The 26,182-nt window shown below is 60.9% G+C and carries 21 protein-coding genes; 15 read left to right on the forward strand and 6 right to left on the reverse strand.

Annotation, left to right across the window (positions count from 1 at the left end; all coding sequences use genetic code 11):
• Positions 1-204: 204 nt before the first annotated feature.
• The 5 genes from DCY11_RS12475 to DCY11_RS12495 all read left to right on the forward strand — a co-directional run bounded on the left by DCY11_RS12475 (position 205) and on the right by DCY11_RS12495 (position 7,886).
• A complete protein-coding gene (locus DCY11_RS12475; RefSeq protein ID WP_108683831.1) occupies positions 205-2,400 on the forward strand; it encodes an FAD-dependent oxidoreductase in 2,196 nt (731 codons plus the stop codon).
• 166 nt (positions 2,401-2,566) lie between these two features.
• Positions 2,567-4,741, forward strand: coding sequence for a (Fe-S)-binding protein (locus DCY11_RS12480; protein ID WP_245409366.1), 2,175 nt, complete (start codon positions 2,567-2,569; stop codon positions 4,739-4,741).
• Between the two features lie 7 nt (positions 4,742-4,748).
• The gene (locus tag DCY11_RS12485) at positions 4,749-6,092 is read left to right on the forward strand and encodes a hypothetical protein (RefSeq protein WP_159079997.1); all 1,344 of its coding nucleotides are present in this window, start codon (positions 4,749-4,751) and stop codon (positions 6,090-6,092) included.
• A gap of 40 nt (positions 6,093-6,132) precedes the next feature.
• Positions 6,133-6,924, forward strand: a complete 792-nt coding sequence (locus tag DCY11_RS12490; RefSeq protein ID WP_108683156.1) for an electron transfer flavoprotein subunit beta/FixA family protein — start codon at positions 6,133-6,135, stop codon at positions 6,922-6,924.
• Positions 6,924-7,886, forward strand: coding sequence for an electron transfer flavoprotein subunit alpha/FixB family protein (locus DCY11_RS12495; protein ID WP_108683157.1), 963 nt, complete (start codon positions 6,924-6,926; stop codon positions 7,884-7,886). Before DCY11_RS12490 ends, DCY11_RS12495 begins: the two co-directional genes overlap by 1 nt.
• Before the next feature lie 39 nt (positions 7,887-7,925).
• Here DCY11_RS12495 and DCY11_RS12500 read toward each other — a convergent pair whose 3' ends face one another.
• The 3 genes from DCY11_RS12500 to DCY11_RS12510 form a co-directional block, all read right to left on the reverse strand.
• Positions 7,926-9,308, reverse strand: a complete 1,383-nt coding sequence (locus tag DCY11_RS12500) for a PAS domain-containing protein (RefSeq protein ID WP_108683158.1) — start codon at positions 9,306-9,308, stop codon at positions 7,926-7,928.
• A gap of 406 nt (positions 9,309-9,714) precedes the next feature.
• Positions 9,715-10,350 carry a two-component system response regulator NarL gene (narL, locus tag DCY11_RS12505; protein WP_108683159.1) on the reverse strand — a complete coding sequence of 212 codons (636 nt, stop codon included), beginning with the start codon at positions 10,348-10,350 and terminating at the stop codon, positions 9,715-9,717.
• A gap of 12 nt (positions 10,351-10,362) precedes the next feature.
• On the reverse strand, positions 10,363-11,556 hold the full coding sequence (locus DCY11_RS12510; RefSeq protein WP_108683160.1) for a histidine kinase: 1,194 nt from the start codon (positions 11,554-11,556) through the stop codon (positions 10,363-10,365).
• Between the two features lie 254 nt (positions 11,557-11,810).
• Between DCY11_RS12510 and DCY11_RS12515 the strand changes: the two genes are divergently transcribed.
• The gene (locus DCY11_RS12515; protein ID WP_108683161.1) at positions 11,811-12,461 is read left to right on the forward strand and encodes an XRE family transcriptional regulator; all 651 of its coding nucleotides are present in this window, start codon (positions 11,811-11,813) and stop codon (positions 12,459-12,461) included.
• Between the two features lie 66 nt (positions 12,462-12,527).
• Here DCY11_RS12515 and DCY11_RS12520 read toward each other — a convergent pair whose 3' ends face one another.
• Positions 12,528-13,319 carry a universal stress protein gene (locus DCY11_RS12520; protein WP_108683162.1) on the reverse strand — a complete coding sequence of 264 codons (792 nt, stop codon included), beginning with the start codon at positions 13,317-13,319 and terminating at the stop codon, positions 12,528-12,530.
• A gap of 89 nt (positions 13,320-13,408) precedes the next feature.
• The gene (gene ribA, locus DCY11_RS12525) at positions 13,409-14,686 is read right to left on the reverse strand and encodes a GTP cyclohydrolase II (protein ID WP_245409367.1); all 1,278 of its coding nucleotides are present in this window, start codon (positions 14,684-14,686) and stop codon (positions 13,409-13,411) included.
• A gap of 365 nt (positions 14,687-15,051) precedes the next feature.
• Between ribA and DCY11_RS12530 the strand changes: the two genes are divergently transcribed.
• From DCY11_RS12530 to DCY11_RS12570, 9 genes are all read left to right on the forward strand, one after another.
• Positions 15,052-16,398, forward strand: coding sequence for an FAD-binding oxidoreductase (locus DCY11_RS12530; RefSeq protein WP_108683163.1), 1,347 nt, complete (start codon positions 15,052-15,054; stop codon positions 16,396-16,398).
• Between the two features lie 16 nt (positions 16,399-16,414).
• The gene (locus DCY11_RS12535; RefSeq protein WP_108683164.1) at positions 16,415-17,887 is read left to right on the forward strand and encodes a glutamine synthetase family protein; all 1,473 of its coding nucleotides are present in this window, start codon (positions 16,415-16,417) and stop codon (positions 17,885-17,887) included.
• A 71-nt stretch (positions 17,888-17,958) separates the two neighbouring features.
• Positions 17,959-18,894, forward strand: a complete 936-nt coding sequence (locus DCY11_RS12540; RefSeq protein WP_108683165.1) for a glutamine amidotransferase — start codon at positions 17,959-17,961, stop codon at positions 18,892-18,894.
• Positions 18,882-19,754: a GXGXG motif-containing protein gene (locus DCY11_RS12545; protein ID WP_108683166.1), complete on the forward strand. Its 873-nt coding sequence runs from the start codon at positions 18,882-18,884 to the stop codon at positions 19,752-19,754. The genes DCY11_RS12540 and DCY11_RS12545 overlap by 13 nt, the downstream gene beginning before the upstream one ends.
• A gap of 15 nt (positions 19,755-19,769) precedes the next feature.
• The gene (locus DCY11_RS12550; protein WP_069443360.1) at positions 19,770-21,149 is read left to right on the forward strand and encodes an FMN-binding glutamate synthase family protein; all 1,380 of its coding nucleotides are present in this window, start codon (positions 19,770-19,772) and stop codon (positions 21,147-21,149) included.
• 8 nt (positions 21,150-21,157) lie between these two features.
• A complete protein-coding gene (locus DCY11_RS12555; protein WP_108683834.1) occupies positions 21,158-21,556 on the forward strand; it encodes a hypothetical protein in 399 nt (132 codons plus the stop codon).
• Positions 21,557-21,722: 166 nt separating this feature from the next.
• The gene (locus tag DCY11_RS12560) at positions 21,723-23,330 is read left to right on the forward strand and encodes an APC family permease (RefSeq protein WP_108683167.1); all 1,608 of its coding nucleotides are present in this window, start codon (positions 21,723-21,725) and stop codon (positions 23,328-23,330) included.
• 462 nt (positions 23,331-23,792) lie between these two features.
• Entirely contained in the window at positions 23,793-25,145 is a 1,353-nt protein-coding gene (locus tag DCY11_RS12565; protein ID WP_108683168.1) for an ammonium transporter, read from the forward strand.
• 33 nt (positions 25,146-25,178) lie between these two features.
• Complete coding sequence (locus tag DCY11_RS12570) at positions 25,179-25,391, forward strand: hypothetical protein (protein ID WP_083241165.1); 213 nt, start codon at positions 25,179-25,181, stop codon at positions 25,389-25,391.
• Positions 25,392-25,510: 119 nt separating this feature from the next.
• Here the strand turns inward: DCY11_RS12570 and DCY11_RS12575 are convergent, their stop codons facing one another.
• Positions 25,511-25,996 (reverse strand): hypothetical protein, encoded by a 486-nt coding sequence (locus DCY11_RS12575; RefSeq protein ID WP_159079998.1) that lies wholly within the window; start codon positions 25,994-25,996, stop codon positions 25,511-25,513.
• Positions 25,997-26,182: the final 186 nt, after the last annotated feature.

The raw sequence follows: 26,182 nt of genomic DNA on the forward strand, positions 1-26,182 counted from the left end.
CTAACCCCAAGTGGGTATCCATCCAAGGGAATTGGAATTGGGCTGAATTGGCCGAGACTTGCATGGCCAAGATGTCTCGGGTTGGGCGGCCGGTTCGGCACATAACAATAAGCCGGACGAAACTTTTTCCGAGCTCTGGCTGGTCGAGAATAGCGGTTGAGCGGAGCTGATCTCCCCACCGCCAGAGAAAGGGAGATGCACTCCATGGCGAGTGACTCGAAATACGACATCCTATTCGAGCCCATCAAGATCGGGCCCAAAACCCTCCGCAACCGCTTCTATCAGGTGCCCCATTGTATCGGCGCCGGATCGGACAAGCCGGGTTTCCAGGCTGCGCACCGTTCGTTGAAGGCCGAAGGTGGCTGGGCTGGCATCAACACGGAATACTGCTCGATTCATCCGGAGTCGGACGATTGCCATCGTGTGTCCGCCCGAATCTGGGATGATGGCGACATCCGTAACTTGCGCGCGATGACCGATCACATTCACGCCAACGGCGCGCTGGCCGGTGTCGAGATGTGGTACGGCGCCGCGCACGCTCCGTGCATGGAGACGCGCTGCACGTCCTACGGGCCGAGCCAGTTCAACTCGGAATACGAAAACCTGACCTATTGCCACGAGGCCGATCAGGACGACATCAACCGGCTGCAGCAATACTACGTGGATGCCGGTATTCGTGCGCGCGACGCGGGCTTCGACATTGTCTATGTCTACGGCGCGCACTCCTATCTGCCGCTTCAGTTCCTGTCGCCCTACTACAACCGCCGCACCGACAAATATGGCGGCTCGCTCGAGAACCGTGCGCGGTTCTGGCTTGAGACGCTGGAGAAGGTCCGCAATGCGGTCGGCAAGGATTGCGCGATCGCGACTCGTTTCGCTGTCGACACGCTTTACGGTGATGGCGGCGTCGAGGTCGAGGAAGACGGCATCAAGTTCGTCGAGCTGGCGGATCCGCTGGTTGACGTCTGGGACGTCAATGTGGGCGACATCGCCGAATGGGGCGAGGACGCCGGCCCCTCGCGCTGGTATCGCATGGGCCATCAGATCCCCTGGCAGAAGCACATCAAGGCGGTTTCGAAGAAGCCGGTGCTTGGCGTCGGCCGTTTCACCGATGCCGAGAAGATGGTTCAAGTCATCCGTGCCGGTGAACTCGACATCATCGGCGCAGCCCGCCCGAGCATCGCCGATCCGTTCCTGCCCGAGAAGATCAAGGAAGGCCGGTTCGACGACATTCGGACCTGCATCGGCTGCAATGTCTGCATCTCCCGGTGGGAGATCGGCGGGCCGCCCTTCATCTGCACGCAGAACGCGACGGCTGGTGAAGAGTATCGCCGCGGATGGCATCCCGAGAAATTCCCGAAGGCCGAGTCCGACGACTCGATCCTCGTGCTCGGCGCCGGCCCGTCCGGTTCGGAGGCCGCGCGCATCCTCATGGAGCGGGGCTACACCGTTCACCTGGTCGACAAGGCTGACAAGGTCGGCGGTTGCGTCAACACGATCGCGACGCTGCCCGGCCTCGGCGAGTGGAGCTATCACCGCGACTACCGCGAGACCCAGCTCAACAAGCTTCTGAAGAAGAACAAGGACTCGCAAGTTGCGCTCGGCGTGAAGCCGATGACGGTCGACGACTGTCTCGACTACGGCGCCGACAAGATCATCGTGGCCACGGGCTCCCATTGGAACACGGACGGCACGAGCGGTCTGACCCACGAGCCGATCCCCGGTATCGATGCAACGAGCCAGGACTGGTGCGTCACGCCCGAGCAGATCTTCGAAGGCAAGAAGAAGATCGGCAAGAAGGTCGTGGTGCTCAACTGCGATTGGTATTTCATGGGGCCGAGCCTCGCGCAGCGGCTCAAGGAAGCGGGCCACGACGTCACGATCATCAATGGCGTGCAGATGGGCCGGTACATGGAGTTCACGCTCGAACTCCCCAACCTGCACCGCTGGCTGCACAACAACCATGTCGAGATGATCGATGGTGTCTGGGCCTCGCGCGCCGAAGAGGGGCGTATCGAGATCTACGACATCTACGGCGACGGCTGGAAGCGGCAGTACAAGGGCCCCGGTCAGCTGCCGCGCGATGAGAACAAGACCCAGCGCTGGGTTGATTTCGACACGCTGGTACTCGTGACCGGCCGTTCCTCGGACGACGAGATCTATCGTGGTCTGAAGGAGCGGAAGAGCGAGTGGGCCGAGAAGGGCATCAAGGGTGTGTATGTTATCGGCGATGCCTGGGCTCCCAAGCTCATCGCCGACGCGACCTTTGATGGACACCGGATCGCCCGCGAGATCGAAGAGGACGATCCGCAGCATCCGAAGCCTTACCGCCGCGAAGTGGCGGTCTGGGGCACGTCGCATATGCCGGGCGGTGCGGTCGAAATCGAATACCAAGAGTAGAACGACTTTGTCCCGGGCGGTGCTCTCCCCCGCCCGGGACGATCCTTCAACAGCGAACTTTGGGGCTTTGGCACAAGGGAATCCGAACGGTCCGACCTGAGCGACACGATTCGCGATCAGGGAGCGCGGGTTCCAAGAAACGCCCTCAACCCGTCAGGAGACGACGTTGATCGAAGCGGGACAGAACCCGGAGCAGGTCACCCGAATTCTGTTCCAAGATTTCCCGACGTGGATGCTGGTGTCATTCTACGTCGTCGCGATCCTTGCGATCGCCGTCTTTGTCTACGGCTGCTACGCACAGGTCCGGAAATACGCCCGCGGCCGCGCGCAGACCGGAGAAGGCCTGTGGTCCGGCGTCAAAGGCATGATCGAGGCGATGCTGACGCATCGCACGATCCGCCGCCGCGATGCCGCTGCCGGCCGCAATCATGCGCTGATCTTCTTCGGCTTCGCCTTGCTCTTCATCGGCACGGCGACCATTACGCTCGAGTACGACATTCTCGAGCCGATCGCCGGCATCAAGTTCTGGTACGGCTCTTTCTATCTTTGGTTCTCGCTGGTACTCGACATTGCGGGCGCGGGCTTCGTCGTCGGCCTCCTGTACATGATGTACCGGCGGAAGTGGCTGGCGCTTCCGAAGCTGAATTACCGGCGTCCTGATCGTGTTCCCTCCGATCCTGACTACGGCCGCGACTGGTACCGGATCGAGGACTGGCTGTTTCTGTGGGCCCTGGTGCTGCTCGGCATCACCGGCTTCATGCTCGAGGCCGCGCGCTTGGTTTGGCTACAGGCCGACCCCACCGTCTGGGACTACCGCTGGTGGTCGCCGGTAGGGGCGATTGTCGCTTACGGCTACAAGGCGCTCGGCCTGACGCCGGCCGGGGCAGGGGACCTGCGCATCGGGCTATGGTGGTTCCACGGCCTTCTGGCGCTCACCTTCATCGCGGCCATTCCTTACACGAAGGCGAAGCACATCTTCACGGCGATGGCCTCGCTCGCGGTGCGCGATGCGAAGCCTGCCGCGCATCTTCCGGAAGCCGACCTCACCGCGAAGAAGGTCGGCGCGGATTCCATCACTGACTTCACATGGGAGCAGCTTCTCAATCTTGACGCCTGTACGAAATGTGGCCGTTGCCACGAGGCGTGTCCCGCCAACGCGACGGGCTTTCCGCTGTCGCCGCGTGATCTTGTCCTGACACTGCGCGAATTGTCGAACGCGACCCTCGAAGGGTTCAGCCTTCCACCGCAGGATCGTCTGGCAGCGATCGGCGATGGCGTCAATCAGGTGCGGCCGGAGACGTTGTGGTCGTGCCGGACTTGCGCGGCCTGTGTCGAGATTTGCCCGGTGGGCGTCCAGCATGTGCCGATCATCGTCGAGATGCGCCGTGCGCTGGTGGATGCCAGCGAGATGGAGCCCACGCTCCAGAAAGCGCTGCAGAACATCCACAACAAGGGCAACTCGCTTGGCGAGAACAAGCGCAAGCGGCCCGGCTGGACCAAGAAGCTCGACTTCGAGATCAAGGATGCGCGGAAGGAGCCGGTCGACGTTCTTTGGTTCGTCGGCGATTTCGCATCGTTCGATCCGCGCTATCAGCGGGTCTCGCAGGCCTTCGCGCGCCTGCTGCATCATGCGGGCGTCGATTTCGGCATTCTGTACGAAGCGGAGATGAACGCGGGCAACGACGTTCGCCGCGTCGGTGAGGAGGGACTCTTCCAGCATGTCGCGGAATCGAACATCGAGACGCTGGAGGGGTGCGACTTCAACCGCATCGTGACGACCGATCCGCATTCCTACAACACGATCCGCAACGAGTACCCGGACTTCGAAGGCGTGTACGAGATCGAGCATGCCAGCGCCATGATTCAGCAGATGCTGGCATCGGGGCAGCTCAAGCCGTCGAAGACCTTCGATGCGCGCGTGACCTATCACGACCCCTGTCATCTCGGGCGTCTGAACAAGGGGTTCGAGCCGCCGCGGGAGTCCATCCGGATGCTCGGCGCGGAGCTGGTCGAGATGGAGCGGTCGCGGGACAACTCCTTCTGTTGCGGTGCTGGCGGGGGACGCATCTGGATTGCCGATCCAACCGACAAGGAGAAGCCGTCGGAGAATCGCGTCCGCGAAGCGGCCAAGATCGACGGTCTCGATGTGCTCGTCGTAAACTGCCCCAAATGCATGAACATGTTCGAAGACGCGCGCAAATCTACCGGCAACGAAGATAATTTCCGTGTCATGGAGCTCATAGAGCTCGTCGAGGAATGCATGGATTTCGGTGAGGACGCAGGCGTCGTTGCGGCTGAGGAACAGCGCGCGGCCGATGCAGCGGTCCAAGGTGTCCAGTAGGACCATCATGAGCCTCGTGGATCGCGCACTAGTCTCCGGAGACGTGTACCTGGCAGCTGCCGTCCACGGTGCCGCGCCGCGCCCGCAGCGGCAGAAGCTCGAAGCGCTGCTGTTCCGGACGGCGAAGACAAGGCGTCAGTTCGGCGCTGCGCCATACGTTCCGCGTTCGCTGTTGGACAGTCTGGCAACAGACGATGACGGCAAGGTGCGCTTGCGGGTGGCGCGAAATCCCGCTGCTTCGCCACAAGCCTTGGCCAAACTTGTCGAGGGCAGCCCCGTCGAAGAGATGGCCGTCGCCGTCGCCGCGCACGCGAATGTGTCCCCTGACACGCTGGCAGGGCTTGTGCAGTCCGCATCGCCTGCGGTTCGTCATGCACTTTGCGGCAATCCGAACACGCCGGCGGCGACGCTGCGCGCGCTCTATCCTGTGGCAGGGCCCGCGGACAAGAAGGCTTTGGCCGGAAACCCGAACGCGCCGGCGGAGATTCTCGGCCTCCTGTGGAAAGGAGGCGATGCCTACACGCGCGCCGAGGTCGCGGCGCATCCCTCTGCACCGCAGGACGTCGTGGATGCGGCCCTGACGGATTCAGAGGTTCTCGTCCGGCGCAAGCTTGCGTCCAATCCGTCGGCCGGAATCGCATCGCTCGAAAGATTGTTGGGAGACTCGGACGGAACGGTTCGCGCAGCGGCCATTCGTGGGTTCGCCCCGGACGAGGCGCTACCCGATGCCGTCGCCGGGGATCCGTGTCTACGGGTTCGGCGTGCGGAAGCCCGTCGAGACGGGCTGGCCGCAGATGTCGCGCGGCAGCTTGCAGACGATCCCGACGCGTGGGTTCGGCGCTGGCTGGCGCGAAATCCGACGGTGCCCGAAGATGTCCTCGTTCGCCTTGCCGCCGATGAGGAGGCCGATGTACGGCGCAGCGTGAGCCGCAATCGGTCGACCCCACTCGGCCTGCTGCGACAGTTGTCGCGGGATAGCGTGGCTTGGGTGCGGGCAGGGGTCGCGCTTCGCGCCGATGTTCCGGACGACGTGATCGGCGTGCTCGGACTGGATGACGATGCCGATGTCCTGTCGGCCTTGGGGCGGAACCCGCGCGCGCAGCTCGATCTTCTCGTCCGTATCGTTGGGAGCGCCGACGCCGATGTCCGCCGGTCGGTCATCCTCAATTCAGGCGCGCCCCGCGAGGCTCTGGTGCTGCTGCTTGAAGATCCGTACCCGCTCAATCGCGCATTTCTGGCCCGGCATCGGAACCTGTCGGAGGCCGACCTCGTCGCGATGCTGAGCGATCCCGAACCACAAGTGCGCTTCTCGGCTGCAAGCGCGTTGATCAACAGAGCGAATTCGACCTGAGGACAACATCGGAAAGGAATATTGGTGTGAGGGTAAGACCATGAAAATCCTAGTTCCCGTCAAGCAGATCGCCGTCGTGGACGAGGACTTCGAGCTTCGTGATGACGGCAAGGACGTCGATCCCGACTATCTGAACTTCGAAGCGAATGAGTGGGACGACTATTCCTACGAAGCCGCGCTGAACATTATGGAAGCGTCGGACGGTGTCGAAGTCGTTCCTGTGACCGTCGGTCCGGACGATGCCGAGGATGTTCTGCGCCGTTGCCTCGCCAAGGGGGGCGATAGAGGCATTCGGGTGTGGGACGACGCGCTGGAAGACGCAAACCCCGCGGTCGTTGCGCAAGTCCTCGCCGGAGTCGCAGCGCGCGAAAAGCCGGACATGATCCTGACCGGGACACTGTCTTCCGACCGGTCTTATGCCCAAACCGGCGTCGCCCTTGCGGCCGCTCTCGGCTGGCCGCATGTGGCGGTCGTCACAGGGATTGAGTGGACGCCGGGCGACCCGAAGGCCACGCTCCTTCGCGAGCTCGAGGGCGGACTTGTGGAGAAGCTCTCGGTGGAGTGTCCCGCTGTCCTGACGATCCAGCTTGGCATCAACACGCCGCGCTACGCATCGCTGCGCGGCCTGAAACAGGCGAAAGAGAAGCCCGTCGAGGAACTGTCTCTGGACCATCTCGGTCTATCCGGCGACAGCCTCGCCGAACTAGCTTCGTTTCGCGTTCGGCGTATGTACAAGCCGGAGACGGGTCAGGCCGAACTCATTGAAGGTACGCCGGCCGAGCAGGCCGCGCGCCTTGCGGAAATCATTAAAGAACTCAAGGGAGCGGCATAATGGGAGAGATCCTTGTGATCGCGGAGCATCGCCAGGGGCAACTCAACCCGGCCTCGCTGGAAGTCATCGCCGCGGCTGTCGCGTTGAAGGAAGAGTCCGGCCACAAGGTGACCGTCGCGGTCATCGCGGAATCGCCGGATGACTTCGCGGGCCTCGTAGCGAAGGCCGGTGTCGACGAAGTCGTGAAGGTGCCCGTCCCGGTGGCCTCGTTTCAGAGCGATACCTATGAGGCTGCTGTCTTGGCGCTCGCCGAGGCGCGGAAACCGGCCGTCATCATGTGCGCGCACACCGTGGATGCCTGGGGCTATGCACCGGCAGTCGCGGCACGCGGTCAGTTCGGCTGTGCGACGGATGTCTTCGAGATGCGCTTCGAGGCCGAAGGCCTTGTTGCCGTCCGTGCCGCCTACGCGGAAAAACTGCATATGGAAGTCGACTTCCCGGGCAAGGAAACCGTACTGCTGACTGTCCGGACGAATGTCTTCAAACCCTTGGAAGACGACGGAAGCCCAGCCGTGACCTCGTTCGAGGCGCCCTCGGCGGAAGCACACACGGAACACCTGACCTTTGTCGAACCGGAGCAAACCGGCGACGTCGATATCACGCAAGCAGAGTACATGCTGTCGATCGGGCGTGGTGTCGGCGAGGAAGACAATGTCGAGGAGTTCAAGGAACTCGCCGATGCGTTCGGGTTCACCTTGGGCTGTTCCCGACCGATCGCCGACAATGGCTGGCTGCCGAAGTCGCGCCAAGTCGGTCAGTCGGGGAAGACCGTCGCCAAGTGCAAGATCTATCTGGCGCTGGGTATCTCCGGTTCCGTCCAGCACATGGCCGGCATGAAACACGTGCCGAACATCATCGCGGTCAACAAGGACGCTGAAGCATCCATCTTCACGATCGCGAAGTACGGCATCGTTGGAGACATGTTCGAAATCGCCGAGGAATTGCGCGACCAGGACTCCTAACGAACTGGGGCGACGCGTCTGTCTCGCTATGAATGTGCGCTAGGCCGCAGGCGCATCGTCCAGATTTGCAATCTCGATACGGCCAAGTCCGAGATTGCTCGCACGTGCCGCTGCGCCGGAGGCGATCCCAAGGACGTCTTCGGCGCTGTCCGTCGTGGCGGCCTCGAAGCCGGTTGCAAGGCCGATGCTCGTCGTGAGGAAGAAGGCATCATCGCCGTCGCCGATAGGCGCGCGCAGAGCCTTTTGGACCTTTTCGGCGAGCTTGATGGCGTCGTCGACCGACTGCGTCCTCGTGCGCAGGATGGCAAATTCATTGCGCGTCCAGCGGCACAACGAGTCCGACCGGTCCAGGGCACCTTCGATGCGGCGCCCGATGTTGAGCAGGGCCCGCTCTCTGTCTTCGGGTGCGAGCGACTCATGCCAGTTCTGTAGCTGGTTCAAATGGACGACCAGAATGGCTGGGTGCTCGCCGGGCGTGGCGTTCAGCAATGCCATTTTGATGCGATCGAGGAAGAGTGCCGGCGTCGGAAGTTCGCTGGCAGAATCGTAGAGGCTGTCGCCCCTCAGTCTCAGCTGTTCGTGCCGCTCCCGCGTGATGTCGGTGATGAAGCCCTCGACGCCGAGAAGTTCGCCGCTGGTATAGAAGTTGCCGTGTCCCCGCTCGAGGACCCACTTCACATCGCCGCTCGCGGTCTGAATACGATACATCAGCTCGAACGGACGGTTCTCGCGTACGGCGGCCTGAACGTGTTCCCAGACTTGTTCGCGGTCTTGAGGCAGGATGAGGTCGGCATAAGTAAGTTGCTTGTTGTTGACCAGGGCCTCCGCCGGGTAGCCGGTCAACGCCTCACAGCCCTTACTCATATATTCCATCGTCCACTGACGATTGTTGCGGCAACGGTAGACGAGGCCGGGCAGGTTGTTGATCAGGATATCGAGGGTCCGGTGGGTGGCTTCCCTGATATTCTCCTGCTGCACGCGGTTGCCGACTTCCGACAGCGTGCCCACGAAGCCGCGGCAGACATTGTCTTTGGAAATCAACCCTTGCGCACTGGCTTCCAGGTAAACGGTTTCGCCCGAACGCGTCAGGAAGCGAAGAACGAGAACAGGATGTCCTTCAGGGTCGCGCTTGGATGCATCCAAGAAGCGCACCCAGCGGTCCTGATCCCGCGGGTGGAGGTAGTAGGCGTTCGGAAGCCCGCGCGTGTCTGCCGGGCTAAATCCTGTGAGGCGCTCCCAAGCTGCATTCGCATAGCGGAGCCGACCGTCCGTGTCGGCCACGAACACGATCGTCTCAACGGCATCCAGAAGCAGTTCGAAGAGGTGCGGTTGGGTCGGCACGAGCCCGGAGGGCCCGGTCTCAAACAAGGAGCCTGCGCGCGCAAGGATCTCCGACAGTTGTTTGATTGTGGTATTTCCCATTTCGCGAAAGCTCTTCTGGACTGTGCGGCGCGTCCGATCCTCAGGTCTTCGCCCTTGGCGTACTGAAGATAGTCTCGCTCGGCAGATCGGTTAGTCAACAAGCAAAAGTGTTGATGATCTTAATGGGTACTACATTGGTGGTATCGAACAGAGCGTGGATCAACTCGCCAAGTGTCTATGTGTAGCGCGAGGTGTAGCGCGAGAGTTTCTGATGGGACAAACGCAACTGTCTCGTTGGAGGAATAGGCGGACCATTCAGCGCGGGGATGCTTTGTGGTGTCTAAGTCCAAAGGTACGGTCGGGTCGGGTCGGGTTGATACTCGGACATCTGCCTATGGAAGGCTGCCGGACCAACAAGAGTAGCCTCTGCGTGGTGCGGATCGGCGCCAGGGGGCACGACGTTGTATCAGGGCGTTAATGCCCAGACAGCCGCCTCAAGCCGCGACTGCAGATTCAGCTTTCGCAGAAGGTTCTTCACGTGAACCTTGACGGTTCCGTCGCTGATGTTGAGGTCCCGCGCGATGTGCTTGTTGCTCTTGCCGGCAGCGATCAGTTGCAGGATCTGCTTCTCTCGGGTTGTGAGGCATTCGGCGTCGGGCGCGGGCTTCGGTGCTCCATCGCGCATGGCGCCCAGCAGAAGATTCATCAGTGGCTCGGTAAAGACCGACTCGCCGCGCGCGGCAAGCCGCAGCTTGTTCAGGATCTCTTCCGGCTCGGATCCCTTCAGCAGATAGCCCTTGGCCCCGGCCCGTACGGCGCGAAGAAAATCCGTCTCGGCGTCCGACACCGTCAGCATGATGACTTCGGTGCTGAGTTCGGCCTCCTTGATGCGCCGGAGCGCTTCGAGTCCGCTCCCTTCGCCCATGTGCATATCCATGATGACGAGATCTGGACCGAGCGATTCAGCAAGGGCCACGCCGTCGTCGCAGGTGGCGGCTTCGCCGACGACCTCGAAGTCCGGTTGAGACGAGATCAACTGTGCGACGCCCGAGCGGAATAGGGGATGATCATCTACCAACAAGACTTTGCAGCACTCAGCCATACCAACACCTTCTCAGTCGACAATCGCATTGACGCCCAGATCGTCCGTGCCGGGGCAATACACGTTGAGACGCGTGCCACCACCCGTACGGTCCTCGATGCGGAACGTTCCGCCGAGCGCGCGGGCGCGCTCCTGCATGATGATGAGGCCGTGATGGTGCTCGCCGTCTTGCAGGGCGAGTTGCATGCCGACCCCGTTGTCCTCGACCCGCATTAGAATGGCGCCATCGTCGCGGACGCGGACGCTGACCCAGCAAAGACTCGCGTGCGAGTGGCGTACGACGTTGCAAAGCGCTTCGCGAAGAATAAGCAGTAGCTGCATCTCGTCGGAGACCGTCAGCCGTCCCGCCTTCAAGCGGTTGTCCAAGTCGAAGGCGATGGAGCTACGGCGCTCGAACTCTTCGATCGAATCTTCCAGTGCTTGCGAAAACGTCCTGCCGCGCATCGTCAAACGGAAGGTCGTGATCAACTCGCGCAGTTGCAGGTCCGCGGTGCTGAGCGTGCTTCGCACTTCCTGAAGCGTCTTTTCGATATCGGGAACACTGTCGGTACGCTTGCGCAGCGTGTCCTGCAGCAGGCTTACCTTCACTTTCAGATACGATATGGACTGCGCGAGCGAGTCGTGCAGTTCGCGCGCAATCGCGGCACGTTCCTCGCTCTGCGCGCTGCGCAGCTTCATGCGAGCGCATCGTGCACTCTCGATGACGCCTGAGAGATACTCGGTGAACGATTCCAGCGTTGTCCTGGACACAGGGATTTCGCTGCTCTCGACGCGTAAGAGGAGAAGGCCGATGCCCGAAATGCCTTGGGAGAAACTCTGCACGACGACGGAGGAATGCGGGTCTGTCACATCGCCGACGATCTTGGGGCCCTCGGGCGTGTCCAAGGAGGAAAACAGACGGCTCTGCCGGATAATGTGGAGCCAGCGGGACCGATCGTCATCTCCGACAACCGCGAGCTGAACCAACTGCCGGCCGCTTTCGGTGCTGACGAAGATCGCACCGGACCGGGCATCGGTCATATCCATGATGTGAGAAAGAACGAGCTCGAAGGGCTCTACGGAGTCCGGGTCGGAGAGGAGGCGCGTCAGAATCTTGTTGAGCAGGTTTATTGTCGTGCTCGGGCTTTGCTCTCGCTCGCTGCCGACCAGGCAGGGGGCGAACCATGCGGAACGCGGGGCCAGCTTTGTCCCTCGCGCTTCCGTCATGCCGCATTCCTCTCGGCATTTTTCGTGTCTGGTGTCACCTTGCCCATCGCGACATCTCAGCGCGGAGATCCCTAGGAAAAAAGCCGCCCTCTCTTCGGTGCGGCGGACCTCCTCATTTGACCTTGATCAAGCACAGCAGCATTGTTCAATATCATTGAATAATATTCATGGCCAGGGGTAATAGTAATCGGCTATGCTGGTATTCGCATAGCGTGTTGCGCTGCAGCACAGCGGCGACCAACGGACACTAAGCAATGGCCCTCGATAAGACTGACGCCCCCGGCCAGACGGCCGATACTGAAGAAACCTACGATGAAGGCCTGGGCCGGGAAGTGGCTCTATCGATTGGGGTTCAGGTCCGGGCTGCGCGCAACCGGCACGGCATGACCGTGGCCAGAGTGGCCCAACTGACTGGATTATCTTCAGGAATGCTGTCGAAGGTCGAGAACGGCAATGCGTTCCCCTCGCTCACGACGCTTCACGCCTTGTCCCGAGTTTTCCAGGTACCGATGACCTTCTTCTTCGAGACGCACCAGGAGACGCAGGGCTGCTGCTACGTCAAGAAGGACGGCGGTCTCTTCATCGAGAGCCGGGGGTCGAAGGTAGGCCACCAATATCAGCTGTTGGGACATGGCGTCGGCAAGGAGCTGTCCGTGTCGCCGTACATGATCGAACTCAACGATACGTCGGAAGTGTTTCCCCTGTTTCAACACCCGGGTGTAGAGTTCATCCATATGCTCGGCGGGGAAATGGTCTACGAGCATGGAGGCAAGCCCTACCGGCTGTCTCCAGGAGACTCTCTCTTCTTCGAAGGGACGACGGCGCACGGGCCTGTGGAGCTGATACAGCTGCCGATCCGGTTTCTCTCGATCATCGTCGAGCCCGGTCCCAAGGACGGATCTTAGGCCGGCCCCTGGGGCCGACCCCTCGCGTCGTCTGCCGCGGCGCCGATACCGCGCCCGGCAATCCGATCAATGAGACATGAGGACCGGGACCGTCATGGTCTTGATGACGGTGCGGGTGACGCCGCCGAGAAGAAGCTCGCGCATGCGGCTGTGGTGGTAGCCGCCCATGACCATGAGGTCCGCGCCGAGGACCGCACTCTGCGACAAGAGGAGATCCGCGGTCGGCGTCTCGGAATCAAGTGGAATGCGCCGGACTTCGACGTTGAGGTCGTGCCGGGCCAGGTGGTGCGCGATGTCGATTCCCGGATCCGTGCCGAGGTCTGACTGTTTGTCGTCCGTGGCGACGAGGACAATCACCTTTTCGGCGAGGCTCAGAAGGGGCACGGCATCGGCCAACGCGCGTGCGGCCGTGCTGCTCGCATCCCAAGCGACGATGGCTGTGCGTGGCGTGGGCTTGGGATGTCCCGCCCACGGCACAACAAGGACAGGGCGGCCGCTGTGGAACAGCAGTTCCTCGTAGAGCGCCGTCTGATGTTTGCCATTGGCGCCCTCGGGGTACGGTTGGCCAATGATGCTTAAGTCCACGTGGCGGGCCTGAACGGACAGCTGTTCTGCGAATTTGCCCGTGGCGCATGTCGCAAGACGGGTCTCCCAGCTGATGCCGCGCTGGTCGCCGGCGCTCGCGAAACGATCCATCGCCCGTTGAGTTTCCGCGCGCGGCGCCGTCTCGCCCGCCGGCACATGGGCGACGCCGATCGCGTGCGCACCCAGCGCCTCGGTCACCTCAATAGCGTAGGGCAGTTGAGCGTCAGGGGCCGTGAGGGAGTCAAAACTGATGATCAGGTCCTTGATGGCCATGGGGTCCTCAAGTCAGAGAGTTGGAGGGGATTTCGCGCTTCATCTCCGGCAGCCGTAATGGCCGGATCACGCGCGCCGGTGAGGCGCTATCAGGTCGATTGTGTTCCATCCATTTCACCGCTCATCGCGTTCAGATGAGGCAATTGATGGCCCAGCTTGTCGCGCTTCGTTTCCAGATAGCGCTGGTTGGCGGCATTGGGTTCGATGCGGAGCGGCACCTTTTCGACGACCTGCAGCCCATCTGCCTTGAGCGCGTGGACCTTGCGAGGATTGTTCGTCAGGAGACGGATGCGCTGGAGGCCGAGAAACTTCAGAATTTGTGCGCTGATCGTGTAGTCGCGCTTATCGGCCGGGAAGCCGAGATGAAGATTCGCCTCGACCGTATCGAGCCCTTCGTCCTGCAGCCTGTAGGCGGCCAACTTGTTGGCGAGCCCGATCCCGCGTCCTTCCTGGCGCATATAGAGCAGGACGCCGCAATCCGCCGCCGCGATGCGCTCAAGGGCGGCATCGCGTTGTTCGCCACAGTCGCAGCGCAGCGAGTGGAAGACGTCGCCCGTCATGCACTCCGAGTGCAGGCGCACCAAGACGGGTTTCTGAACCGGTGGGGTGCCCATCACGGTTGGCCCGGTGATCCCGCGGGTCAGGGCAAGATGCTCGGAGCCATCCAGGATGCTGCGGAAGAGATGCAGCATGAAGGTCCCATACCGCGTCGGCATCGGGAGGTTGAGTTCGACGGGTTCGAACAGCCGCTCGGTCTGCTGACGGTAGGCCACGAGGCTCTCGATCGTGCAGACCTTGAGGTCGAACCTCCGCGCAAATCTGTGCAGGTCGGGTGTCCGCGCCATGGTGCCATTGTCGTTCATGATCTCGCAGATCACGCCCGCAGGCCGCGCACCGGCGAGTTTGGCGAAATCGACGATGGCTTCCGTATGACCCGGGCGCACCAAGACCCCGCCGCTCTTCGCCCGTAAGGGAAAGATGTGGCCGGGCCGGTTGAAATCCACCGAGGATGCCTCGGGATCCGCGGCACGCCTGACCGTGTGGGCCCGGGCCTGGGCACTGATGCCGGGCCCCGGGGCGTCGGCAGCATCGATGGGAATCGTGAAGCCGGTGCCGAAGGCGTTGCTGTGGCGTTTCGGCTGCAGCTCTAGCCCGAGCCGATCGCAATCGTCCTCCCGGAGCGGAAGACAAATGAGTCCGCGTGCTTGCGTGGCCATGAAACTGATGGCTTCGGGCGTCGCGTGCTCGGCGAGCATCACGAGGTCGCCCTCGTTCTCCCGGTCCGGGTCGTCGATCAGGACGACCATACGGCCCTGTTGCAAATCGTCGACGGCGTCGGCTACCGAGCAAAAGTGATCCTTCATCATGTGAATTACGATAGCTGAGCTTTCAACTGATGAAACTACACCCGAAGAGATAGTCCCCAGGAGGAAGGCCGTTCCGGCCGCCATCTGGCATTCGGCGTATGTCCTCAGAGTGAGGCCGCGCGATCGCCGGCTCGAGCCGGCCCCGCAAACGTTGAGTTTGGGGGCATTTTTGGCGTATGATCAGGATTTATGGGTGCGACAATTCTCGCCGGCGCTCGGACACAATTCCGACACCTACCCTCCAATGGGTATGGAATTGCACGGAAGTGAATGGGTAAGTTGAACCAGGTTCAACATACGAAGACTGACACGAAACAACAGGATTTGTTGTTCGATATCAGCAGTTTAGGCGAGAAGACGGACTCATGGAACAGTCAGCCAGCTCGAAATACGTGATTATCGGGGCCGGAATCCACGGCCTGAGTACAGCGTATCACCTTGCCCTTCAGCTCAAGGCGACGGGCAAGGGGTCCGGCGAGGATATTCTCGTCATTGACAAGGCGTCAATCGGCGGCGGTGCATCGGGAATTGCCTGCGGCGTGGTGCGCAACAACTACTTCCAGCCGGCCATGCGCGAGTTGATGGCGCACTCGGTCGGGGTGTGGGAGAGCGATCCCAAGGCCTACAGCTATCACCCTGTCGGGTACATGCAGATCAGCGCCGAATGCATGCATTCGGATGTGGCGACGATCTACGAACAGCAGCAGGCCATCGATTACGAGTCCACCTTCATCGAGGGGACCGACGACTGCCGCAAATACATGCTGGGCATCTTCGACGATTGGCAGGCCCAAGGCATCACCTCGGTCCTGCACGAGAAACGCGGCGGCTACGCCAACAATACGGCCTCGCTCTATGGTCTGGCCGGCAAGGCCGAGGCAGAGGGCGTGCGGATTGCGACCGGTGTCGAGGTTCTCGGCTTCGAATACGGCAACAACTCCGGTGCCGTCACGGGCGTCGTGACGAACCGCGGCACGATCGCTTGTGATGCGGTGGTCGTTGGCGCAGGTCCTTGGGTGCTGAAGTTCTGGGACATGCTGGAGCTGCCGAAAGCCATCTCCATCAAAGGGCCCGACGGCGCGATGCACGACGACGTGCCGATGTGGAAATTCTGGTGCCTGGAGGAGGGGACGCTCGGCGTCGATCCCGACATGCACAAGACCAATAACGGCAGCATGCCGCCGGTCATTCACGTGGATACCGACGCGCCGCTCTATTCGGACGTCGACGGGTCGTTGATCACCGACAAGCTGTGGGGCCTCTATTACAAGCCCGACTTCAACTTCGGTGGCATTCAGGGCGGCGCTTCTCCGTACAAGGTGGACGAAGACCCCGACAAGGTCGCCCTCGATCCTTACGGGCCGGACTCGCCGGACTTCATCGTCGGCGACGACTTCATCCACATGTGGTGTTCGATGCTGGCCCATTGCCAGAAGCGTTTCGAAGGCAAAATCTCCGCCTACAAACACAAAGAGAAGTCCGGCGGCCTTGGCTGCTTCACGCCGGACAACTTCCCGGTGTTCGATACCTTCCGGGAAAATGTCTACGTCATTGCCGACTCCAACCATGGTTACAAAATGATCGGGGTTGGTAAGCTCGTCGCGCAAGAGCTGGTTGGGGAGAAGAGCAAGCTACTGGAGCCGTTCCGCTTCGGGCGCTTTGCGAAGGGTGAGCTGCATCCGGTCTCCCACAGCCCATTTCCGTGGAGTTGATGTTAGGGAGACGTCAATGGATATCGAAACCTATGTAGATGACCCGCAACGCCAGGAGCTGGTCAAAGAAGTTCGGAAGAAGATCGACGAACTTGGAATTGAGTATCTGTACCTGCAGTTCGTGTCGATCACGGGCCGCATCATGGGCAAGGGCATCCCGGCCGATCACTGGGAGAGCGTTGCGAAGAAGGGCTTCCAGCTCGTTTACGGCGCGACGGTCAATCTGTTCCTCAACAGGCATGGCGAATATTTCGGCTACGGTCCCGAGGCCGCCGAGCTCGTCGGCATCCCCGACCCGGAAACCTTCATGCAGCTGCCGTGGGACAAACGCGTTGCGCGCATGTACTGCACGCTGTTCCGGAACCGCGAGGAAAAAGAGAATCCGGGCGGCTTCCTGACCGCAGATTGCCGCGGCAACCTTCGCCGTCTCCATCAGGACTTCCAGAAGAAGCACAACGGCCTGCAGCTCCGCGTCGGTACCGAGCCGGAGATGATGTGGCTGAAGAAGGACGAGGACGGCAAGCCGAACGGCGGCTACTCCGAGCCCTACTGCTATCACATTGATCAGTTCGAGAGCCTCCGTCCCGTCTACATGAAGGTGATGGAGTATTCCCGCAGGATGGGTCTCGACATGATCCAGGGCGACCACGAAGACGCGCCAGGTCAGCTCGAGCTGAACTGGATGTACGACGATGTGCTGCGGAACGCAGACCGACTGACCACCTACCGTCAGATCTGTGCGCAGGTCGCGCGCGAGTTCAACATCATCGCCTGCTTCATGACCAAGCCCTTCATGGGCGTGTCGGCGAGCGGCTGTCACCACAACATGTCGCTGTGGCGCGGCGGTGAGGATGTGTTCCGTCGGACCGGAAACGACCCCGACGACCTGCCGGGCATGCGTGAGAACTACATGTACGTCTCGGGCGGCGACAACACGTTCATGCCCGACGGCGACGACCCGCAAATGCCTGGCAAGGCGGGGCTCGCGGCTATCGGCGGCATCGTGCATCACCTGCGCGCGTTGACCGCGGTCGGCTCCTCGACGGTGAACTCTTATCGCCGTCTCTGGGACACCGGCTTCTGGGCGCCGATCTTCGCCGACTGGGGCTTCCAGAACCGCACCACGGGCCTGCGCGTTTCGGCGCCTGGCCGGTTCGAATACCGCTCCGTGGACTCGATGGTGAACCCTTATCTGATGGGGTCCACGATCCTGGCGGCCGCCGACGACGGCATCGACAACAATCTCGATCCGGGTCAGCCCGAGGAGCGGAACATCTACGAAGCCATCGCGGCCGGCAAGGACGTGAAGCGGCTGCCGATGAATCTCGGCGAGGCGCTCCAGGCTTTGGAGGACGACGAGGTCGTGCAGCGTGGCATGCCCGGCGAAATGTACCGTCTCTACAGCGAATACAAACGGGACGAGTGGGAGCGTTTCAACCACACCGTCACCGAATGGGATGTGGAGACCTACCTCAACTGCCTGCCATAGCAGCTGAACAACGAGTTGAACGCGTCGCGCACTTTGCGCGGCGCGCTTGGTGAAACGGAGGAACAAAAACAATGTGCGGGATTGCTGGTGTCATTCATCGCGGTAAAGCGGTGGGCGTCGGTCAAGAGATGACCGCGATGCTCCAAAGTCTGAAGCATCGTGGGCCCGACTCGACTGGGTTTGCCGTTTACGGCGTGACGAAGCCTGACGAGTACGTCATGCGCTTAAAGCTCGCCGAAGCTGAGGACTTCGAGACGGATTACAACATCCGTGACAAGATCCGCGACCGTCAGGCCCTTGTCGACAATCGGCTGGCCGAACTCGGTGCGCAGACGATCGAAGTCGAGCAGCCGACGCCTTATGCGTTTCGTTATCGCCTGCGCTTTTCGGGCGACACGAAGCAGCTGGCCTCGGACCTGGAGCATATCGACGGCGGCGAAGTCCTGTCTTTCGGTAACTCCCTTGAGCTGATCAAGGATCTGGGTGACGCCACGGTCGTGTCCCAGCAGTACGGCCTTGCTGATTTCCAGGGTACGCACGGCATCGGGCATACGCGTATGGCCACGGAATCGGACGTCGATATCCGTTCGGCGCATCCCTACTGGGCCTATCCCTACAACGACATCAGTGTCGTACATAACGGTCAGATCACGAACTACTGGATCATGCGCCGTGAAATGGAGCGGCTTGGTCATCGCTTCATGTCGAACTGCGACTCTGAACTGCTGGCGGTTTACACGGCCAACAATCTGGAGCAGGGCGCGACGCTCGAGGACTCCCTGAAGGCGTCGATCAAGGAGATCGACGGCGTCTTCACCTACATCGTCGCCACGGACAAAGAGCTTGGCATGGCCAAGGACACGATGGCCGCGAAGCCGATGGTTCTCTACGAAAGCGACGACATCGTTGCGCTCGCCTCGGAGGAAGTGGCCATCCGCGCCATCGTTCCCCGGGAAATCGATACGTCTGATCCCTATGATGAGGAGGTGCGGGTATGGCAACGCTAACCCAAGCTGCGCCGTCTGAGCAGGAACGCAAGTCCCATGAAATGGGCATGCACACAGAGCAGCTCACCGGTCGTTCGCAGCAGGTTTTCTTCGATATTGATCTCAACGAGGCCCATCACGGCTTCAGTCTGCCCGATGCGTTCGACGTGGACTTCAACAAGCGCGGTGAGATCGATGCGTCCAATATGGATGCGAAGCATGTCAACGCCCGTATCCGTGAGATGATGAGCGAGGGCTACGGGACGATCGTTCTGAAGAATCCCGCTGCCAAGCATTCCTTGGCGGTCGGTATTCTCAACCGTCTCAATCTCATCATCGAAGGCTCGCTCGGCTATTTCGGCTGCGGCCTGGTGGACGGACCGAATATCCGCATCAACGGCCGCGTTGGCTGGTCCTGCGGCGAAAACATGATGAGCGGCACCATTCTCATCGAGAAGAACGCGGGTTCGCAGTTCGGCGCCGCGCTGCGCGGTGGCGACCTCGTCTGCAAAGGCGATGTCGGTTCGCGCACGGGCATCGACATGAAGGGCGGCAACATCATCGTCGGTGGCGACACCGGTTCGTTCACCGGCTTCATGATGCAGCGCGGCCGCATGGTGATCTGTGGCAATGCCGGCAAGAACCTCGGCGACTCCATGTACGACGGAACCATCTTCCTGGGTGGGGAACCGAGAAGCCTTGGCGTTGACGCCGTCTGGAGCGACATGACCGATCTCGATCGGGAGTGGCTCGAAAGAAAACTCACGAAGTACGACGTGATGCCGAAAGGCGGCATCGGATCGTTCCGCAAAATCGTCGCCGGTAAGCAGCTCTGGAACTACGACAATCTAGAGCCGACCGAGAAGAAACTGGTTCTGTAAGGGGAGCTTGCTGAGATGGCAAAGGATAAGAAGCAGAAGGCGAACGGCGCGAAAGAGCCCGCCGAGCAAAGCCGGTTTCTGCTGGGTAAGAGTCAGATCTTCACACCGGAGGTCATGAACGACATCCACGTGAAGGCAGAGTTGGGCCGCTACCGTATGCGCGGCTTCTCGCTCTTCAAGAAGATCCCGCACTGGGATGACCTCACCTTCCTGCCGGGTACGCTGACGCGTTTCGTCATCGAAGGGTATCGTGAGAAGTGCGATACCAAGACGGTGATCGGGCCGCAGGCGAAACGCCCGCTGCAGTTGGATATTCCGGTCTACGTGACGGGCATGAGCTTTGGTGCGCTGTCCTACGAGGCGAAGATCGCGCTGGCGCGCGGCGCCACGATGGCGGGTACGGCAACATGCTCGGGCGAGGGCGGTATGATCCCCGACGAGCGCCGCTATTCGTCCAAGTGGCTCTACCAGTGCATCCAGTCGCGCTACGGCTTCAATCCGCATCATCTGCGGCTGGCCGACTGCTGCGAGTTCTTTATCGGACAGGGCTGTAAGGTCGGCCTCGGCGGCCACTTGATGGGCCAGAAGGTGACCGACCAGGTCGCCGAGATGCGCTCCTTGCCCGCCGGTATCGATCAGCGGTCGCCGGCACGGCATCCCGATTGGCTGGGTCCGGACGATCTGGCGCTGAAGATCGAGGAAATTCGTGAAGCGACCAACTGGGAAATTCCGATTCAGCTGAAGCTCGGCGCCGCGCGTGTCTACGACGACGTGCGCATGGCCGTGAAGTGCGGTCCGGACTCCATCTATATCGACGGCATGGAAGGCTCGACGGGTGCCGGTCCGCACATCGCGACGGAAGACACGGGCGTGCCCGGTATCGCCGCGATCCGTCAGGCACGCCGGGCCATCGATGAGCTCGGCATGCGTGGCAAGGTCAGCCTTGTCTATGCGGGCGGCATCCGTAACGGCGGCGACGTCGCCAAGGCGCTTGCACTTGGTGCGGACGCGATTGCCATCGGCCACTCGGTCATGATGGCGCTCAACTGCAACAAGGAAATTCCGGAATCGGATTTCGAGGCCGAGATGGGCGTACCTGCCGGCCGTTGCTACCACTGCCACACGGGCCGCTGCCCGGTGGGCGTGGCGACGCAGGATCCGGAGCTGCGTAAGCGGCTCGATCCGGAAGAGGCGGCGGAGCGGGTCTACAACTTCCTGCACACGCTGACCTTGGAAGCGCAGCTTCTGGCCCGCGCGTGCGGCAAGACCGACATCCACAGCCTGGAGCCGGAAGACCTTGCGGCGCTGACAATGGAAGCCTCCGCCATGGCCCAGGTGCCGCTGGCGGGTACCGACATGACTGTCGGTGTCGAGAACTATCACAAGCTGGGGTGAGGAAGACGATGTCCAAGAAAGATCAGAACGACGTCGATAAGTACTTGAAGGACTCCGCCGGTCTCGACACCGAGCGCGAGAAGGTCATCGGTCAGCACATCGGCTACCGCTACGACGTGAACCTGTTGCCCGACTACGACAGGATCACGCCGTTCCTCAAAGAGTACATGGAGTTCATGGGTTGGGACGACCTCAACTGGTTGGAGGACGTCCACATGGGCTACGAGGAAGGCCAGCCCGCGATCTTCGATCGCAACATCAATGGCTGGGTCCGTATTCCGAAGTCAATGGCGCTTCCGAACAATCAGCAGGACCGGGACATGATCGCCCGCGAACTGCTGATCCGCTTCCAGACTTCGCCGAACCATCCGCTTCACGACCTGAACAAGGCTTACCGCAAGTTCTAACGAACTTGCGGTTCGCCGCGTCGAAGAAACCAGAGTCAATCAACAGAGGAGGTGTGTCCGCAGTTACGACTGAACAATGCAAACGCAAAACGCCCGAGCACAAAAAAAACAGCGAGGGCGACATCAGAGCCGCCTCGTGCGGCCGATTCCTTGAGGGAGGAACAAAATGTCAGATGCAACCACGGCTTCCGCTGCCGGAAGCCCGGGCACGGAGTCTACGCTCCATCGTGTGATTGGTTGGAAGGATGCATTCTGGGTCGCTAGTGGCGTCCCGGCGCTTGTGCTCTTTTCAATCGGCGGCATCGCCGCCACTGTCGGAACACCGTCCGTTCTTGTTTGGACGGTTTCGGTTCTGTTCGGATTCATTCAGGCTTTCACCTATGCGGAAATTGCAGGCCTCTTCCCGACCAAGTCGGGTGGGGCGTCGGTCTATGGTGCTGCCGCTTGGGTTCGATACAGCCGGTTGATTGCGCCGCTTTCGGTCTGGTGCAACTGGTTGGCTTGGACTCCGGTGCTGGCGATCGGTTGCGGCATCGCGGCCGGTTACATTCTGACGGCACTGTTCCCCGCGGACTCGGCGATCCGGGCCTGGGAGATTCAGTTCATGGATCTGTCCTTCTTCAAGGAGGGGCTCAGCCTTCGCGTCGATGCGACGTTCTTCATCGGGGCGCTCCTGATGTTGATCTCGTTTGCGATTCAGCATCGGGGCATTCTGTCGACCGCCAAGGTGCAGACCATCGTGGGTGCATCTGTCCTGATCCCGCTTCTGATCATCGGTATCGTGCCGCTGATCACGGGCGATGTGGCGATGGAGGCGTTCAAGCCGTTCGCGCCCGGCACGGACCCGGCAACGGCGGCTTGGGACAAGGCAGGCTGGACATTGTTCTTCGGCGGACTCTTCATCGCCGCCTGGTCCGCCTATGCGTTCGAAACGGCTATCTGCTATACGAGCGAGTTTCGCGATCCGGCTACGGACACCTACAAGGCGATCCTCTATTCGGGGCTTCTGTGTATTGCCGTGTACGTGCTGGTGCCGCTGTCGTTCCAGGGCGCGCTCGGTCTTGCCGGGGTTATCGCTCCGGGCATCGTCGATGGTTCGGGCGTTGCCCAGGCCATGGCCGGCATGGTCGGTGGCGGTGCCTTCATCACGAATCTGCTCGTGGTGATGCTGTTGCTGGCTTTGATGCTCGCCATTACGACGGCCATGGCCGGCAGCTCGCGGACGCTCTACCAAGGCTCCGTGGACGGATGGCTTCCGCGCTACCTCAGCCGCGTTAACAAGCACGGTGCGCCAACGAGCGGTATGGGAACGGATCTCGCCTTCAATCTAATCCTGCTCCTCATGTCCGATTATCTGTTCGTGCTGGCGGTCTCGAACGTCTGCTACATCGTGTTCAACTTCTTGAACCTGAACGCAGGCTGGATCCACCGGATCGACAATGCGCATGTTAAGCGCCCGTGGAAGGCGCCGACCTTCCTCATGGGCATCGGCGTGGTGCTGGCCTTCGTCAACGCGTTCCTCTTGGGCGCGGGCGCGGAGGTTTGGGGATCGGGCACCTTGGTCGCCGGCGCAATCGCCATCGGCCTCGTCATCCCGGTCTTTATTTTCCGGCACTACATCCAAGACAAGGGACAGTTTCCGCCTCAGATGCTGTCGGATTTGTCAGTAGACGGAAAGACGATCTCGCAGGCGAAGGCAGGGGCATTGCCCTACATCGCCTTGGTTGGCGGCGTCCTGTCGGCCGGTATCGGTTACGTGATTTTCTGGACGTAACGCGTACCTAGACAACACAGGAAGGCGCCGTCGCGGCGCCTTTCTCAAGCGATGGCCGAGATCCTGAGATATGGGTCTCGGCCACTTTTGATTCTGCTGCAATGAAGGGTGTCTTGCCCGCTGTGCGACCCGGGACGTGGACCTAATTTCTGGCGCAGATCCGGGCTTTTCACATCAGGAAACTAGGTGTTTTCCCAGGGCCAAATTGTCCCTGGGAGCAGCGCCACGACGCGGCAATGTTTCCTGTTGGTAAAAAAATTTGCACATAATTGACGGAGCCGTTGGCGGCGCTTAGCATGCCAGATTAATCGGTGTGTTCCCCAAGTATAACCTGGGGCAGGTCCGATGGATTTCGAAGGAGGTGTGCTAGCGACCAACTTACCAACATAACGTCCAACCAACATGGCAAAGGGACAGATCTAAATATAAGTCCCGCCACTGAACCCTAGGGGGGTTACAAATATGGGCAATAACTTAGACGCGCTGACAACCGTCTTTACCGAGTTCTATTACTGGGTAACGGTTGTCTTCATGTTTCTTATTCACGTTGGGTTTTGCATGTACGAGGTCGGCGTCAGCCGGCGGCGCAATCATATGCATACCCTCATGAAGAACACGATGCTGATCCCGTTGGTGACCATCACGTTCTTCTTCTTCGGCTGGTGGATTTATTGGGCGTTCCCCAACGGGCCGTTCATCACCGGCGGACTCGACACGGAGACGGCGGCCGCGAATTTGCCCACCTCTCCGACGATGGCGACCGACCTTTCCGATCGTATTACCGGCGTGTTTTGGGCAGCTTTCCTCCTGTTCTCTTGGACAGCGGCCTCGATCGTTTCCGGGTCGGTGATTGAACGCATCCGTTCCGGTGCGTTCTGGATCATCGCGGTCATGATCGGTTCCGTAACCTGGATCATCGATGCGGCCTGGGGCTGGAGCGCCAATGGCTGGATGGTCAAGCTTCTCGGCTATCACGATGCGTATGCGTCCGGCGTCATCCACGCCATTGCCGGCGGTACCGCGCTCGGCGTTCTCGTCGTACTCGGGCCGAGACTCGGCCGCTTCCGGGCGGATGGCACGGCGCGGGACTTCGTACCGCATAATCCCTGGCTGGTGACGGTGGGTCTGTTCCTGATCTACACGGGCTTCTGGGGCTTCTATGCCGCTTGTAACGTTCCGATCATCTCGCCGGAAGGTATCGGCGGCCTGATCACCGGTGAGACGTGGACGGCGACGACCATCTATCTCACACCGACTACGCTTGGTGCGATCACCTTCAACTTCCTGATGTCTTTGTCGGGCGGTCTGATGGTGGCCTACCTCATCTCGAAAGGCGATCCGTTCTGGACGTATTCGGGTGGCCTTGCGGGCATCATCACGGCCTCGGCGGGCAACGATCTGTATCATCCGATCCAGGCGATGTTCATCGCAGGCATCGGTACGTTCATTGCCTACAAGATGCACTATTGGGTGGAGCGGACATTCAAGATCGACGACGCGGTCGGTGCGGTGGCCGTTCACGGCTACGCCGGCTTTGTCGGTCTTGTGATCGCAGGGTTCATGCTCTGGGGTTACCCGTCCTCGCCCTATGAAGGCTACGCGGCGATCAATCCGCTCGGTAACACGATCGGTGCGGTCATCATGTTCTTCGTTCTCGGCTTTGTTCCCGCCTGGATCGTTTCCAAGATCCTGAACGGGATGGGGCTCCTTCGGGTGCCGCGCGAAGTCGAACTCATGGGTCTGGACTTCAAGACCCTGGCCGACGAAGAGCAGGCACGGGAAGACGTGCGCGCAGCCGAAAAGGCGCTCGTGTAACGATGACGGCAAGACATAGAAAGGAAAACCATTATGGGTAGCACTTGGGCAGTCGATCTTGCCAACGTGAGCGCGATCTATCCTTGGCAAGGCAGTGAACTGATCATGGTGATCGCCGGTGTCGCGGCGTGGATCCTCTGGCACATCATCCAACTCCGTGAGGAGAAGGAGGAGTTCCAAGAGGATGTGGCTAAGTACGGCAGCAAGGAAGCCATCCGTAAGGCTCTCGACGATCACTCGGTCTAAGCCCTCACTTAGACCGGCAGCAGAGGGGGGCGCCCGCCGTTCGCGGGCGCCCTTCTACGTTCACGGTAGGGTTAGGTGAGAGATTGCGTGAGACCGGCGCCGGCTTCCGCGCCGCGCAGTCAGAAGTTCGTTTCGACCGACTTCCAATCGGGCTTGAATGCCAGCACCTGCATGCCGTCGGGCAGGGCGGGGTTGAACACGCGGTTGTGCCAGATCGCCGCCTCGTGGTTGGCGTTGCCTTCCTTCACAGCCTTGACCTTGCAGGGGATGCGGAAGGCGTGCCGTCCTTGAGAAAAATCGAGGATGCACCGGCCGTCCTCGATGAGCGTGCCGGTGAGCGGCGCGTCGGGCGGTAGTACCGCCAATAGTCGGTCGGTGAATTGCTTCGTCTCTTGATAGTACTCCGACTGGAGAAAGCGCAGCGCCTTCTCATAGGTCTCGCGCGGGTCCGCCGATTTCTGAACCTGAAAGCGGAAGAAGGCGGTGCTTTCCTCCGGCTCTTCAGGCGCCAGCAAGACGGTGAGGGCGGAGAGCTGCTCCTCCCCGGACTCGCTCAACACGCGGGGACACATGCCGCTTGACGGCCGTCCCCCTTGTTCCCGCATTGCCGTCTTCCTCAACTGGCACTGCCATTCCAGGAAACGGTCTCTCAGCTTTCGCGACCCGCTCTTGCCCACGATGATGTACTGCCTTGATTTATCTAACTGTTGTGCGGTCACCATAGCGCGTCTTGGCCGCACCATCAGTCCCGCCGAAGGGGTATTGCAAGGGACTTAGCGCGGCAACGTGCA

Source organism: Methyloceanibacter sp. wino2, assembly GCF_003071365.1.
Classification (GTDB): domain Bacteria; phylum Pseudomonadota; class Alphaproteobacteria; order Rhizobiales; family Methyloligellaceae; genus Methyloceanibacter.